Genomic DNA, 13,110 nt, shown 5'->3' on the forward strand with positions numbered 1-13,110 from the left:
TTATTTATTCGTTTCTCTAAGTTTGTTTGTTGTCTTGTATATAGAAAAAGTAGTGCCATAGAAAATATGGAACAGAAAAAACCATTAAATAACTGCAAAACAGTTATTTAAAGATTATTCAATTGTTTTGAATTTTAAGAAAAGTGTATAATGGAAAGAACAGTTGTATAAAAATTACACAGTTTTTGTGTAAACACTATTCAATTTTTGGTGGTTTGCGGTTGGATTTTTTAAAGGCATTTTCCTTTTTGGATTTTAAACGTCTTTCAATCGCTCCTTTTGAAGGTTTTGTTTTCTTTCGCGGTTTTGCGACTTTAAGGTTTTTCTGAAGCAATTCAACAAGCCTTTCAATAACGATGGCCTTGTTGCGGTGCTGGCTTCGGGTTTCGCCGCATTGAAGAACTATTATTCCTTCGGAAGAAATTTTTGTGGAAAGTTTTGTTCGAAGACGTTCCTTTTCAATTTCTGAAAGTGCTCCGGAATTTTCTAAACTAAATGAAACCTCAATTTTTGAAGCCGTTTTGTTCACATGCTGTCCGCCTGGCCCGCTGCTGCGGATGGCTTTAAAGGAAAGTTCAGAAATTAAAACTTCGGCATTCATTGCGGTTGGTGTTCTGTATTCAAAAGGTCGTTCACCGTTTTCACAGGATTGAAAGTGATCAGCGGCACTTCTACAAAAACCGTGTTCCAGTTTGCCATCGCGCCATTCCAAAGTCCCGGAAGTTCCAATGCTTTTATAGGTTTTCCATAATATGATTTATGTGAAATAAAACCTGTATCGGGATCTGAAAATTTCAGCAAATCATACTTTTTTCCTTTATAATTACGCAGTCCGCAAACCAAATCCACGGGATTAAAATGCGTTGCCTTTTCAACCAAAACCTTTTGTTGCGTATTGTTTTTATCGATTTGGGACATTTCCACAATTTGATAGGAAAGGTTTCCGTTTTTGTCTTTTATAAGAAATGGGCCGCCGCCGGGAGCGCCCGTATTTTCAACAACGCCACAAACGCGGATGGGCCGTTCCAGAATTTTCAAAATTGCTTCCTTATATATAGGAGTGTTTTTTATGAAAAGTTCTTCGGAAATAAATTCGGAAGCGTTTTTCAAAACTTCTTCGGAAGGATTTGCAGCGTGAAGTTTTTCCACAAAACCAAAGATTTTTTGCTGTAGCGATAGCAATTTCCCGGCTAGCACTTTTTTCTGAAAAGCGATGGTTTCCACATAATTTTGGGAAACCACGTTGTCAATATTTTTTATGAAAACGATGTCGGCATCCACTTCATTCAAATTTTCCAAAAGCGCGCCGTGCCCGGACGGACGGAAAACCAAATCGTCGTTTTCATCTAAAAAAGCTTTGTTTTCAGTATTTGCGGCAACTGTATCAGTTTCCTTTTTCTGAAAGGAATAGGAAATATTGAATCTCACGCCTGTTTTATTTTCAACGGTTTCCTGAATTTCCTCATATCTTTTTTTGAACTTTTCCTCGTGTTCCGCGGAAACCGTAAAATGTAAATTGGCTATGCCGTTCGAGCTTGCATAAAAAGCTGCTTCGTACAATTGCTCGCCAAAAGCGGTAACATAATCTTCATCGTATTTGTGGAAAGGAACGAGGCCTTTGGGCGTGTTGCTGAAATTGAGACCGTTTTCTTCCAGCATTTCCTTTACGAAGAAATAGTAGCGTTTTCCTTTTTCGAAATTTTCAAAATCGGGAAATTTCGCTTCCAATTTCTCTTTCACCAAAGAAGAAAAAGCAAAATTTTCAATTGATTCAAAAAAGATTTTCAAATTTCTATTCTCTTGCTTTTGAAGAAACACATCGATGTCTTCATTATTAAAATCATAACTCTCCAAAAACTGATGCAAAAACTTAAACATTCGCGTCGCCGCACCCGAAGCTGGCACAAATTTCAGCAAATCAAGTCTGTCTTTTTCAGCTTCAAAAAGCGCTGCAAAATGGCGTTGTTCCGTTTCTGAAAATACCACAATGCCATTATCCGCCGAAGCTGGTTCAACTACATTTGCGAACGGGATTCCTTCCTTAAAAATTTCAAGTTGGCGTGCTACTTTAGCTTCGGAAAGCCCGTGATTCTTTATTTGTTGTAAGTTTTTATCAGTAAACATTTTATTTCTTCTTCAGCAATTCGTCAATAATTTTGACAGCGTTTTCAAATCTTTCTTCTTTGTCTCCCTTTAAAATTTTATATGGGAAATTTTGTTCTTTCAATTCGGCCTCGAAAATACGAAACATTTCTTCGCGGTTGTTTGGACGGTCGCGCAAAATATCCGGCTCCCAAGGCGTGTCAACATAGGTCAAAAGGTAGATGCTGTAATTGTCTTTGGTTGCTTCGGTTTTTATTTCCGAAGGACAAAATCCATCGTAATAATATTCGGAATAGACTTTTAGTTCGAGCAGATTCGTATCGCAAATCAGCAGATTTTGAGCCTTTTGCGAAGCATCCTTTTCAAGTTGCAATTGCCCTTTTGCAATGGGAATTAAATCTTCCTTTTCAACCAATTTCTTTTCGGAATCCCACTTTTTTTGAAGGTATTCCCGCATATATTCGGGAACCCAAAGCGTTTTGTAGTGTTCCGCCAACTGTTTTGCCAAAGTAGTTTTTCCCGTAGATTCGGGGCCGTATAATACTACTTTTATCAATTCAGTAGGCTGGTTTCGGGTATGTTCAAATTTTTCTTCCAAGCGCGGTATCCGTAAATGGCAATAATAGTAAATAATAGGTATTGGAACGAAGTAAACACGAGCCCTTTATAAAGGTATAGTGGCACGGAAATTAGGTCGCCAATAATCCAATAGATCCAGTTTTCGAGTTTCTTTTTCGCCATAAGCCACATTCCTACGAAGAAAATTGCGGTCGTAATCGTGTCAACATAGGCTGTCCAACTGTTCCATTTGTCGAAAAATTCATAGACTGCAAAAACGAAAATAAGCGTTGCGATAAAAATGTAAACAGACTGTTTGTTTTCGGTTTTTGTGGCTTTTGTGATGGGCGTATAATGGGTCGCATCCACTTTTCGGGTCCAAATATACCAGCCGTAAATGCTCATTGCGAAGTAATAGGCGTTTATCATCATATCGCCCAAAAGCCCATAAACAGCCAAAATATAAACGAAAATAGCCGTGCTGATAATCCCCGTGGGATATACGAGAATATTATCCTGCTTGCTGAACCACACGCTCAAAAAGCCAAAGAAAACGCCGATGAGTTCCAGCACTATTAAATGTGTGGGAACTTCAGCGTATTGCGCAAAAAACCAATCAAAAATGGGGCTCATAGTCGCTGCGGTCTGATTTTACTATTTTGATGTAAAGCAAACCTCTTTCCACAGCTTCCAATGCAACTTTCATTTCTTTTTGAAGAAGGTTCATCACCGCATCATAATCGCCGTAAACCTGTGTGCTTAGGGGATTTTCCAATACTGTAAGGCCAGAATTTCGAAGGCTTTTTATAAAATTGATTATTGCGGGTTCGTAATCGTCCTGTAAAGGCGTGAGGGTTAATTCTACTGAAATTTTCATTTTTTCATTTTTTTCAAAACTACGATTTTAAAAAGTTTTCATTCGCAGTTTGCAGTTTTTGGAATCTGGTTTTTTAAGATTTGGAATTTACTCAAACGCCGTTCCCATCACAACCATATCCGCTCCAGCTTCGTAAGCGGTATTTTTTTGTGCTTCGGTTTTTATTCCGCCGCCAACAATTAAAGGGATGTTGATTGCTTTTTTTACTTCGGAAATGATTTCGGGTTTTACGGGAAATTTAGCGCCGCTGCCCGCTTCCAAATAAATCAATTTTGCGCCCATAAATTGGCCTGCTAACGCCGTGTGTACAATGTTTTCAATATTTTCCTGCGGAAGCGGTTCGGTATTCGTCACTTTTGAAACTGCCGAGTCGTTACCGCCGTCGATCAAAATATAGCCCGTGGAAATAATTTCCAAAGGACTATTTTTCAATTTTGAAATGGACTTTATCTGCTGGCCCACCAAATATTCCGCATTCCGCCCAGAAAGTAATGTTAAAAACAATAGTGCATCTGCAAGTGGAGTAATCTGCGAATGGTCGCCCGGAAATAGAAAGATTGGCAATTGTGTTTCGGCTTTCAACGCTTTTACGGTTGCTTCGGTTTCGCCATTGGCAACGGTACTTCCTCCCACAAAAAGGTGAGTGGTTTTCTTCGGAAGTTTTTTCAGAAATGATTTTGTTTCAGAACTATTGAACTTATCGGGATCAATCAAAATGGCGAGTTGCTTTTCTTTTTCGTCAATTCGTTTCAGAAAAGATTTGTAAAAAATTCCTTCCATCTACTATTTTTCAGAAATAAGGGCGTAGGCGCAAGTAAATTCTTCAAATTCAAGAAAATCTACATCGTACTGTTGCTGTTTATCTTCGTAAGTTACCGTAGCCGTGGTCTTGGTTTCATCCAATCTAAAATCTTCCACATAAATATTCTCCAAAAAACTCACGCCTTTTTCGGCAAAGCTTTTATAAAGTGACTCTTTTGCACACCAAACAATCGTAAGTTTTCGCATCATTGCATCTTCATTGGCGATGGTTCGGTATTCTTCAATTGGTGTGAATTTATGTGCGATTCTAAGGATTTTACTGCGCTGCATTTCAATATCAATCCCTACTTCAATATCGCTAATTATTATTGCCGAAAAGTTAAAGGAATGTGTAATGGAAATATGCTTATCGCCCGTTAAATGGGGTTTTCCGTTTTCGTCATAATACAAATCGTGATCGGAATAGCCCCCCAAAGCCAATAAATGCCGAATGCTCATAAAACCCCGACGATGTAGGTCGCTTTTCATATTTACCACTCTGTTAGAGCAATTTTTTGTAAGATCAATCCCTTCGGAAAGGGCTTCAAAAGACTCTTCAATCTTCCAAATGAAGACTTTAGTGTGGGGGTTTACTGTTATAGTTTTGTAAAGTGGCATAAACTTTCAAAGGATATTTCGTAGTTTTGCAGACTTAAAACTAGAAAATTAATTTTTAATGAATGTCCGCTTTTGCGGGTATAAATATAACAAATATGTCAACGAAAACTGTGCCTTACACGGCGTTTAAAGTAAAAGATATTTCCCTGGCAGACTGGGGAAGAAAGGAAATTGAGCTTGCCGAGGCCGAAATGCCAGGGCTTATGTCTCTTCGTGAAGAATACGGAAACGAACAGCCTTTAAAGGGCGCGCGCATTGCTGGATGTCTTCACATGACCATTCAAACTGCGGTACTTATTGAAACATTAAAAGCGCTTGGAGCAGAAGTTACTTGGAGTTCTTGTAATATTTTCTCAACGCAAGACCACGCTGCAGCTGCAATTGCTGCTGCTGGAATTCCTGTATATGCTTGGAAAGGTATGAATGAGCAGGAATTTGATTGGTGTATTGAGCAAACGCTTTTCTTTGGCGAAGACCGCAAACCGTTGAATATGATTCTTGACGATGGCGGCGATTTAACGAATATGGTTTTGGATAAATATCCAGAGCTTGCCGCTGGCGTAAAAGGTATTTCTGAAGAAACTACTACTGGTGTTCACAGATTATACGAGCGCGTGAAAAAAGGAACTTTACCAATGCCAGCTATCAACATTAACGATAGCGTTACCAAAAGTAAATTCGACAATAAATACGGTTGTCGTGAAAGTGCTGTTGATGCAGTACGTCGCGCAACCGACATAATGCTTGCCGGAAAACGCGTTGTAGTTTGTGGTTATGGCGATGTGGGTAAAGGAACTGCCGCTTCTTTTAAAGGAGCTGGAAGTATCGTTACTGTTACTGAAATTGATCCAATTTGTGCATTGCAAGCCGCAATGGACGGTTTTGAAGTGAAAAAGCTGGAAACTGTTGTAAAAACTGCAGATATTGTCATCACTACTACCGGAAACAAAGATATTATCCGTCCTGAGCATTTTGAAGCGATGAAAGATAAAACCATCGTTTGTAACATTGGGCATTTTGACAACGAAATTGCCGTTGCTTGGTTGAATAAAACCCACGGCAACACCAAAGTGGAAATCAAACCACAGGTTGACAAATATACCATCAACGGAAAGGACATTATCCTTTTAGCTGAAGGTCGTTTGGTAAACCTTGGCTGTGCAACTGGTCACCCAAGTTTTGTGATGAGCAACAGTTTTACCAACCAAACTTTGGCACAGATTGAACTTTGGAAAAATGGTGAAAACTATGAAAACGAAGTTTATATGCTACCAAAGCATTTGGATGAAAAAGTGGCGAAACTTCACCTTGAGAAAATTGGGGTTGAGCTTACTGAACTTTCGAAAGAGCAAGCTGATTATATTGGTGTGGAAGTTAAAGGACCGTTTAAACCTGAGTATTACAGATACTAAATAGCGAAATGTCACCCTGAGCGTTCCCGATAAATATCGGGACGAAGGGTTTTCATTAAGATAACTAAAAACCCTTGCAGCTTGTGAGGGTTTTTTTGTTGTGAATAAGTTTCAAAATATTTTAAACAGAATTAAATTTTGTTTTAGAATTATGTTTTATATTTATAACCATATATAAGGTTGTATAACATGGTTATAAAAGAATTTTATTCTGTTTCAGAAGCTGCTGAAATTTTAGGTAAAAACCCCGAAACACTTCGACGATGGGACAATGATGGAAAGCTTCAAGCCGTTAGGGAACCAATGAGCAATTATCGGGTTTATAAAAAAGAAAATCTTGAAATATTTCCTGAATTTAAATCATACTTTGAAAAAATTGATGAAAGTAATTTTGTTGAACCAATAAATAATTATTCAGTTTTAGAACTTTTTGCGGGCGCGGGCGGACTTGCAATTGGAATGGAAAAAGCAGGTTTAAAATGTAAAGCGTTAAATGAAATTGATAAATGGGCTTGCCAGACTTTGAGAGAAAATCGCCCTAATTGGAATGTGTTAGAAGGTGATATTCGGGAAATGGATTTTTCTGAATTTAAAAATAATATTGACGTAGTTACAGGAGGATTTCCTTGTCAAGCATTTAGTTATGCAGGAAAAAAATTAGGTTTGGAAGATGCTCGTGGAACTCTATTTTATGAATTTGCAAGAGTTGTAAAAGAGACAAGTCCCAAAATCTGTATTGGTGAAAATGTTCGAGGACTTTTGAGTCACGACAATGGAAAAACGCTCGAAGGGATGATTTCTATTTTAGATGAAATTGGTTATAACGTAGTTTCTCCAGTTCGGGTTTTAAAAGCTATAAATTATAATGTTCCTCAAAAACGAGAACGATTGATTTTGGTTGCAATTCGAAAAGACATAAATGTTGAATATGAATATCCAAAACCATTTTCAGAAATTTATAATTTAAAGGATGCGCTTAAAAAAGGAAAATTATTCGATTCAAATGTTCCAAAATCTAAAGGCGCAAAATATCCACAACACAAAATAGATGTTCTGGATTTAGTTCCACCAAAAGGTTATTGGAGAGATTTACCGCTTGAAATCCAAAAGGAATATATGCAGAAAAGTTTCTTCTTGGGAGGGGGAAAAACAGGGATGGCACGTAGAATTGGCTGGGACGAACCTTGTTTGACTTTAACTTGCAGCCCTGCGCAAAAACAAACGGAACGTTGCCATCCCGACGAAACAAGGCCTTTCACAGTACGCGAGTATGCACGGATTCAAACTTTTCCCGATGATTGGAAGTTTGAAGGTTCTGTTTCCCAACAATATAAACAGATAGGGAATGCAGTTCCGGTCAATTTGGCAAAGGAAATTGGGTATTCTATTGTGCGGTTTTTAAATAATTATGAAAAAGCATTAGGAGGAAAAGTTTCTCGAATCTCTTCGGCCAAGGTTGAAATTGTTTCTTGAAGTATATGAGTCCCATCTATTTCCAACGCAACTTCCCCTATTGCATTGGTTAGTTCAAAATAAAAATTCTCTTGACCAGTAAGGCGATGCCAAAATTCCTTTCCTGCTATTACCGGGAATTCTTTGTTTATATTTCGGTAATGAGTACTCAATTCAGAAGATTGTCCGTAAATAACACCAACAACCATATCTGTTAATCTTATGTCTAGATTATTAGTTCTTGCCAAATTCTTTACTGTATTGAAATGATCAATCACGGTTTTTACATCATCTTTATTTATAGTATTTGGACCAGCTTTCAATTGACAATATTTTTTTCTACCATCTATAGTATCTACAAACTCAATGTCAATTCCTTGTACAACTGAACCCATCATCCCATCAAACAGTTCAGAAATCATTTTTTGCGCTTTGTTTCCAAAAGTAGTATTAATTGAAGTTCCTAATAATCTTGGATAGATTAACGCTTTTGCAAAACTTTCAGGACTAGATTTACCTTCAAGAAAATTTGCCAGATAAGCCAGTAAAAAAGGATTTAAATTATATGACTTAAGAGAACCTGCTCTTTTCGTAGCTCCTTCAAGATGTGAATTGACAATTTCATTTCTAAAAAATGTTTTAGAATTTCTTAAGATTTGAATTCTTTGATTCTCAGTCATTATTGCTAATTTTAAAGTGATGTCATTCAATTACGAAGATAAGAAAATAAAAGTCCCGCGTTTCAACGAGGAATCCGGCTTCTACACCACAAAAAAGCGCTCAAAAATGATGGGCAAAATTCGTGGGAAGAATACCAAGCTGGAACTGCTCTTTAGAAAAGCACTTTGGAAAAAAGACATCCGGTATCGCGTGGACAGTAAAAAACTCCCGGGAAAGCCCGATGTTTCCATCCAAAAATACAAACTTGCCATTTTTATTGACGGTGAGTTTTGGCACGGCTACAATTGGCCCGAAAGAAAGAAAACTTTAAAAAGTAACCGTGGTTTTTGGATTCCAAAAATTGAGCGCAATATGCAGCGCGACCGCGAAGTGAACAAACAACTCGAAGAAATGGGCTATACCGTGTTTCGGTTTTGGACCAACGAAATAAAGAACAACCTCAACAAATGCATCAACGATATTTTGGTGTATATAAATACCGGACAGAATGATTAACTCAAAATTACCCAATATTGAAACCTCCATCTTCGCCAAAATGAGCAAAATGGCAGCAGAACATAACGCCTTAAATCTTTCACAAGGCTTTCCAAATTTTCCCAGCGACCCCGCTTTAAATGCCCTGGTGGACGAAGCGATGCGTGAAGGTTTTAACCAGTACGCTCCAATGCCCGGCGATTTTGGACTGCGGATGGAAATTTCAAAAAAGATTGAAAATCTTCACAATCATTTTTACAATCCCGAAACAGAAATCACGATTACCGCTGGTGCAACGCAAGCTATTTTCACAATAATCGCAACTACAATTATTGAAGGTGATGAAGTGATTATTTTCACCCCAGCTTATGATTGTTATGCGCCCACCGTGGAATTGTTCGGCGGAAAGATTGTTCCAATTCAACTTAAACCTCCTTTTTATGCAGTGGATTGGCAGGAAGTTGCGGATAAAATTTCTTCCAAAACGAAAATGATTATCATCAACTCGCCACACAATCCAAGTGGGATGCTATTTTCAAAAGACGATATGCTCGAATTACAAGATTTGGCAGAAAAAAATGATTTGTTTGTTTTAAGCGATGAGGTTTACGAACATATCATTTTTGACGGCAATGTTCATCAAAGCGCATCGAGATTTGAAGCCTTGACGGAGCGAAGTTTTGTAACGGCTTCCTTCGGAAAAACATTTCATAATACGGGTTGGAAAATGGGTTATTGCGTTGCGCCTGAAAAGTTGATGAAGGAATTTCAAAAAGTGCATCAGTTCGTTGTTTTCTGCGTAAACCATCCCATTCAAAAAGCTATGGCTACTTATTTAAAAGATGAAAACCACTATTTAAAACTTTCAGATTTCTATCAGCAAAAGCGGGATTTCTTTCTTCATTTAATGAAAGGTTCAAACTTCAAAATTATTCCTTCCAAAGGAACGTATTTTCAAATGCTGGATTTTTCAGAAATTTCAAATGAAAGTGATATCGTTTTTGCGGAAAGGCTTACCAAAGAATTGAAAATTGCCACGATTCCAACTTCTGTTTTTAATGAAGGGAAAAAGGATTTCAAACAAATACGAGTTTGTTTCGCTAAAACAGATGAAACTTTATCACAAGCCGCCAAAATTCTTCAGCAATTGTAATTAATAAAATTTATTGGATTAGTTTTAAAGAATAAGTTTTATCAATTTAAAGATTAAAACAACCGATTGATATTTAAGGTTTCGGCAATTTTAATTGTTATTTTCGTAGCAGACACTTCAAAATTCTTCAATTATGGAAAATAATAAAGATAAAAATTATCACAAAAACGAAAATCAAAGCGGAAATTCAGGCGAGGCTTGGGAAATAAATGACGACGGTGCAGCCGCACAATGTCCATACTTTGGAAATGTTCAGCATCAAGTAGCTGGCGGAGGCACCAAAAACAGCGATTGGTGGCCAAACAGCCTACGATTGAACGTGCTACGGCAACAAAGTTCAAAATCAGATCCTATGGGTAACGATTTTGACTATAAAAAAGAATTCGGAAAGCTCGATTACGATGCACTTAAAAGAGATTTAACAAATTTAATGACCGATTCCCAAGACTGGTGGCCCGCAGATTACGGCCATTATGGTGGATTGTTCATAAGAATGGCTTGGCACAGCGCGGGAACCTACCGAGTAACTGATGGTCGTGGCGGTGGAAATACCGCAAACCAGCGTTTTGCACCTTTAAATAGTTGGCCGGATAACGGAAACTTAGATAAGGCACGATTACTACTTTGGCCAATTAAACAGAAATACGGCAAAAAAATCTCTTGGGCAGATTTGTTGCTTTTAACGGGAAATGTTGCTTTGGAATCCATGGGCTTTAAAACTTTCGGTTTTGGCGCAGGACGCGAAGATGTTTGGGAGCCAGAACAAGATGTTTATTGGGGTTCAGAAACGCAATGGCTTGGGAACGATAAACGTTACGAAGATGGTCATCTTGAAAAACCTTTAGCTGCGGCACATATGGGATTAATTTACGTGAATCCCGAAGGACCAAACGGAGTGCCAGATCCACTTGGTTCAGCACACGATATTCGTGAAACTTTTGGAAGAATGGCGATGGACGATTATGAAACCGTAGCACTTATTGCTGGCGGGCATACCTTTGGGAAAGCCCACGGAGCAGGCGATGCAGAAAAGTATGTTGCTGCGGAACCCGCAGGCGCAAACATTGAAGCTCAAAGCAAAGGCTGGATAAGCAGTTATAAATCAGGTTTTGGAGATGATACCATAACCAGTGGTTTGGAAGGTGCCTGGACGCCTACACCGAACAAATGGGATCATGAATACTTTAGAGTTTTGTTGGATTACGATTGGGAATTAACCAAAAGTCCAGCTGGTGCCCATCAATGGAAACCAACTGCGGCTTCAAATGCACGAAAAGCTCCAATGGCGCACGATGCTTCCAAAACTCAGGATTTAATGATGAGTACGGCAGATATTGCTTTAAAGACTGATCCTGCATATTTAAAAATTTCAAAAAATTTCCGTGAAAACCCTGAGGAGTTTGAGGATGCTTTTGCTAGAAGTTGGTATAAATTATTACACAGAGACATGGGACCTCTTTCCCGATTTTTGGGCCCAGAAGTTCCGAGTGAAGAATTGCTTTGGCAAGATCCAATTCCAGAAATTAATCACACTTTAATTGATGATAAGGATATTGCTTCATTAAAGGGAAGAATTTTAGATACTGGTCTTTCCATTTCTGAATTGGTTTCCACAGCTTGGGCTTCGGCTTCAACTTATAGAGGTTCCGATATGCGCGGTGGCGCAAATGGTGGAAGAATTCGTTTGGAACCACAGAAAAATTGGGAGGTCAACAATCCTTCGCAATTAGCTAAAGTTTTGGGCAAACTTGAAGAAATTCAAAAAGATTTCAACGCTAGCCAAAGTACTGATAAAAAAGTTTCAATGGCAGATTTGATTGTTTTGGGCGGAAGTGCAGCAATTGAAAAAGCCGCTAAAGATGCTGGTCAAAATGTAACCGTGCCTTTCACTCCCGGAAGAAGTGATGCCTTACAGGAACAAACCGATGTTGATTCCTTTAAACATCTTGAGCCGGCTGCGGATGGTTTCAGAAATTATTTGAAGCCTGATCAACACGCTTCTTTTGAGGAATTGTTGGTTGACAAATCACAATTATTAACGCTCACGATTCCAGAAATGACAGTTCTTTTGGGCGGAATGCGCGTTTTGGATACAAATTGGGATGGTTCCAGCCACGGTGTTTTTACCAATAAACCTGAAACATTGACAAATGATTTCTTCGTAAATCTTCTTGATTTGGGAACAACTTGGAAAACCGTCGGCGATGACGACCGTATTTTTGAAGGACGCCACAGAGCTTCGGATACTTTTAAATGGACCGGAACTCGGGCAGATTTAATTTTTGGCTCTAACAGCGAGCTTCGTGCAATTGCAGAAGTGTATGCTTGTGAAGATTCCAAAGAAAAATTTGTGAATGATTTTGTGGCTGCTTGGACTAAAGTGATGAATTTAGATCGTTTTGATTTGAAATAATTCTCTTGTCAGTTTGAGTGCGGTCGAAAACTAAATGAGGTTTCGACTGCGCTCAAGCTGACATTATTTCTTAATTTTAGGGAATGAAAGAACAACTTTTTAACGCCATTCGCCAGGAAGATATATCAGAAGTTGAAAATCTTTTGAATAATTCCCCTCAATTGATTTCTGAAAAAGATGCCCGCGGCTCTACCCCGTTGCTATTGGCGACCTACTTTGGGCTGTACGATATTTCAGAAATAATTTTAAAATTTCCGCAGAATATTGATGCACAAGATGCTTCTGGCAATACAGCTTTAATGGGCGTTTGCTTTAAGGGTTTTGACCATATCGCAAAATTATTGCTCGAAAATGGCGCTAATCCAAATATTAAAAATTTCAACGGAGCTACCGCTTTAATTTTTGCCGCTACTTTCGGGCGAAAAGGAATAGCTTGGATGCTTTTAGACAAAGGCGCAGATAATTCCATAAAAGACGATAGAGGTTTGACGGCTGCAGATCACGCAAAAATGCAGGGAATACGAGAAATGGTGGAATTGCTTGAGAAGAAAAAAGAATAAAGATTAAA

General features: G+C 38.4%; 14 protein-coding genes. 6 read left to right on the forward strand and 8 right to left on the reverse strand.

What is annotated here, in order from left to right; translation table 11 throughout:
- Positions 1–196: 196 nt before the first annotated feature.
- The 7 genes from arfB to A7A78_RS11150 form a co-directional block, all read right to left on the reverse strand.
- Complete coding sequence (gene arfB, locus A7A78_RS11120) at positions 197–601, reverse strand: alternative ribosome rescue aminoacyl-tRNA hydrolase ArfB (protein WP_068762537.1); 405 nt, start codon at positions 599–601, stop codon at positions 197–199.
- Positions 598–2,124: a DUF4301 family protein gene (locus A7A78_RS11125; RefSeq protein WP_068762538.1), complete on the reverse strand. Its 1,527-nt coding sequence runs from the start codon at positions 2,122–2,124 to the stop codon at positions 598–600. Before A7A78_RS11125 ends, arfB begins: the two co-directional genes overlap by 4 nt.
- Before the next feature lies 1 nt (position 2,125).
- Positions 2,126–2,659 (reverse strand): AAA family ATPase, encoded by a 534-nt coding sequence (locus A7A78_RS11130; RefSeq protein ID WP_094746125.1) that lies wholly within the window; start codon positions 2,657–2,659, stop codon positions 2,126–2,128.
- Positions 2,656–3,294 (reverse strand): nicotinamide riboside transporter PnuC, encoded by a 639-nt coding sequence (pnuC, locus tag A7A78_RS11135; protein ID WP_068762540.1) that lies wholly within the window; start codon positions 3,292–3,294, stop codon positions 2,656–2,658. Before pnuC ends, A7A78_RS11130 begins: the two co-directional genes overlap by 4 nt.
- Positions 3,278–3,538 carry a thiamine-binding protein gene (locus A7A78_RS11140; RefSeq protein ID WP_045081418.1) on the reverse strand — a complete coding sequence of 87 codons (261 nt, stop codon included), beginning with the start codon at positions 3,536–3,538 and terminating at the stop codon, positions 3,278–3,280. Before A7A78_RS11140 ends, pnuC begins: the two co-directional genes overlap by 17 nt.
- A gap of 87 nt (positions 3,539–3,625) precedes the next feature.
- Positions 3,626–4,318: a phosphoglycerol geranylgeranyltransferase gene (locus A7A78_RS11145; RefSeq protein WP_068762541.1), complete on the reverse strand. Its 693-nt coding sequence runs from the start codon at positions 4,316–4,318 to the stop codon at positions 3,626–3,628.
- A 3-nt stretch (positions 4,319–4,321) separates the two neighbouring features.
- The gene (locus A7A78_RS11150; RefSeq protein ID WP_068762542.1) at positions 4,322–4,957 is read right to left on the reverse strand and encodes a 4'-phosphopantetheinyl transferase family protein; all 636 of its coding nucleotides are present in this window, start codon (positions 4,955–4,957) and stop codon (positions 4,322–4,324) included.
- A 95-nt stretch (positions 4,958–5,052) separates the two neighbouring features.
- On the opposite strand from A7A78_RS11150, the gene ahcY reads away from it, so the two are divergent.
- Positions 5,053–6,369 carry an adenosylhomocysteinase gene (ahcY, locus tag A7A78_RS11155; RefSeq protein ID WP_068762615.1) on the forward strand — a complete coding sequence of 439 codons (1,317 nt, stop codon included), beginning with the start codon at positions 5,053–5,055 and terminating at the stop codon, positions 6,367–6,369.
- A gap of 189 nt (positions 6,370–6,558) precedes the next feature.
- On the forward strand, positions 6,559–7,842 hold the full coding sequence (gene dcm, locus A7A78_RS11160) for a DNA (cytosine-5-)-methyltransferase (RefSeq protein ID WP_068762543.1): 1,284 nt from the start codon (positions 6,559–6,561) through the stop codon (positions 7,840–7,842).
- Here dcm and A7A78_RS11165 read toward each other — a convergent pair.
- Positions 7,776–8,501, reverse strand: coding sequence for a PmeII family type II restriction endonuclease (locus A7A78_RS11165; protein WP_068762616.1), 726 nt, complete (start codon positions 8,499–8,501; stop codon positions 7,776–7,778). The two genes, dcm and A7A78_RS11165, sit on opposite strands and share 67 nt — an antisense overlap.
- A 19-nt stretch (positions 8,502–8,520) precedes the next feature.
- Here A7A78_RS11165 and A7A78_RS11170 point away from each other — a divergent pair, with 19 nt between their 5' ends.
- From A7A78_RS11170 to A7A78_RS11185, 4 genes are all read left to right on the forward strand, one after another.
- Entirely contained in the window at positions 8,521–8,997 is a 477-nt protein-coding gene (locus A7A78_RS11170) for a very short patch repair endonuclease (RefSeq protein ID WP_068762544.1), read from the forward strand.
- The gene (locus A7A78_RS11175) at positions 8,990–10,129 is read left to right on the forward strand and encodes a methionine aminotransferase (RefSeq protein WP_068762545.1); all 1,140 of its coding nucleotides are present in this window, start codon (positions 8,990–8,992) and stop codon (positions 10,127–10,129) included. The genes A7A78_RS11170 and A7A78_RS11175 overlap by 8 nt, the downstream gene beginning before the upstream one ends.
- A 133-nt stretch (positions 10,130–10,262) precedes the next feature.
- Positions 10,263–12,542 carry a catalase/peroxidase HPI gene (gene katG, locus A7A78_RS11180; RefSeq protein ID WP_068762546.1) on the forward strand — a complete coding sequence of 760 codons (2,280 nt, stop codon included), beginning with the start codon at positions 10,263–10,265 and terminating at the stop codon, positions 12,540–12,542.
- An 83-nt stretch (positions 12,543–12,625) separates the two neighbouring features.
- Positions 12,626–13,102 (forward strand): ankyrin repeat domain-containing protein, encoded by a 477-nt coding sequence (locus A7A78_RS11185; RefSeq protein ID WP_068762547.1) that lies wholly within the window; start codon positions 12,626–12,628, stop codon positions 13,100–13,102.
- The last annotated feature ends 8 nt before the right edge of the window (positions 13,103–13,110 follow it).

It is taken from the genome of Aequorivita soesokkakensis, from assembly GCF_001641085.1.
GTDB lineage: Bacteria > Bacteroidota > Bacteroidia > Flavobacteriales > Flavobacteriaceae > Aequorivita > Aequorivita soesokkakensis.

Bases quoted from the DNA above. Each gene is read 5' to 3' on its own strand.
- arfB (WP_068762537.1), bottom strand. From the start codon at position 601: ATGAATGCCGAAGTTTTAATTTCTGAACTTTCCTTTAAAGCCATCCGC.
- A7A78_RS11125 (WP_068762538.1), bottom strand. From the start codon at position 2,124: ATGTTTACTGATAAAAACTTACAACAAATAAAGAATCACGGGCTTTCC.
- pnuC (WP_068762540.1), bottom strand. From the start codon at position 3,294: ATGAGCCCCATTTTTGATTGGTTTTTTGCGCAATACGCTGAAGTTCCC.
- A7A78_RS11140 (WP_045081418.1), bottom strand. From the start codon at position 3,538: ATGAAAATTTCAGTAGAATTAACCCTCACGCCTTTACAGGACGATTAC.
- A7A78_RS11145 (WP_068762541.1), bottom strand. From the start codon at position 4,318: ATGGAAGGAATTTTTTACAAATCTTTTCTGAAACGAATTGACGAAAAA.
- A7A78_RS11150 (WP_068762542.1), bottom strand. From the start codon at position 4,957: ATGCCACTTTACAAAACTATAACAGTAAACCCCCACACTAAAGTCTTC.
- ahcY (WP_068762615.1), top strand. From the start codon at position 5,053: ATGTCAACGAAAACTGTGCCTTACACGGCGTTTAAAGTAAAAGATATT.
- dcm (WP_068762543.1), top strand. From the start codon at position 6,559: ATGGTTATAAAAGAATTTTATTCTGTTTCAGAAGCTGCTGAAATTTTA.
- A7A78_RS11165 (WP_068762616.1), bottom strand. From the start codon at position 8,501: ATGACTGAGAATCAAAGAATTCAAATCTTAAGAAATTCTAAAACATTT.
- A7A78_RS11170 (WP_068762544.1), top strand. From the start codon at position 8,521: ATGTCATTCAATTACGAAGATAAGAAAATAAAAGTCCCGCGTTTCAAC.
- A7A78_RS11175 (WP_068762545.1), top strand. From the start codon at position 8,990: ATGATTAACTCAAAATTACCCAATATTGAAACCTCCATCTTCGCCAAA.
- katG (WP_068762546.1), top strand. From the start codon at position 10,263: ATGGAAAATAATAAAGATAAAAATTATCACAAAAACGAAAATCAAAGC.
- A7A78_RS11185 (WP_068762547.1), top strand. From the start codon at position 12,626: ATGAAAGAACAACTTTTTAACGCCATTCGCCAGGAAGATATATCAGAA.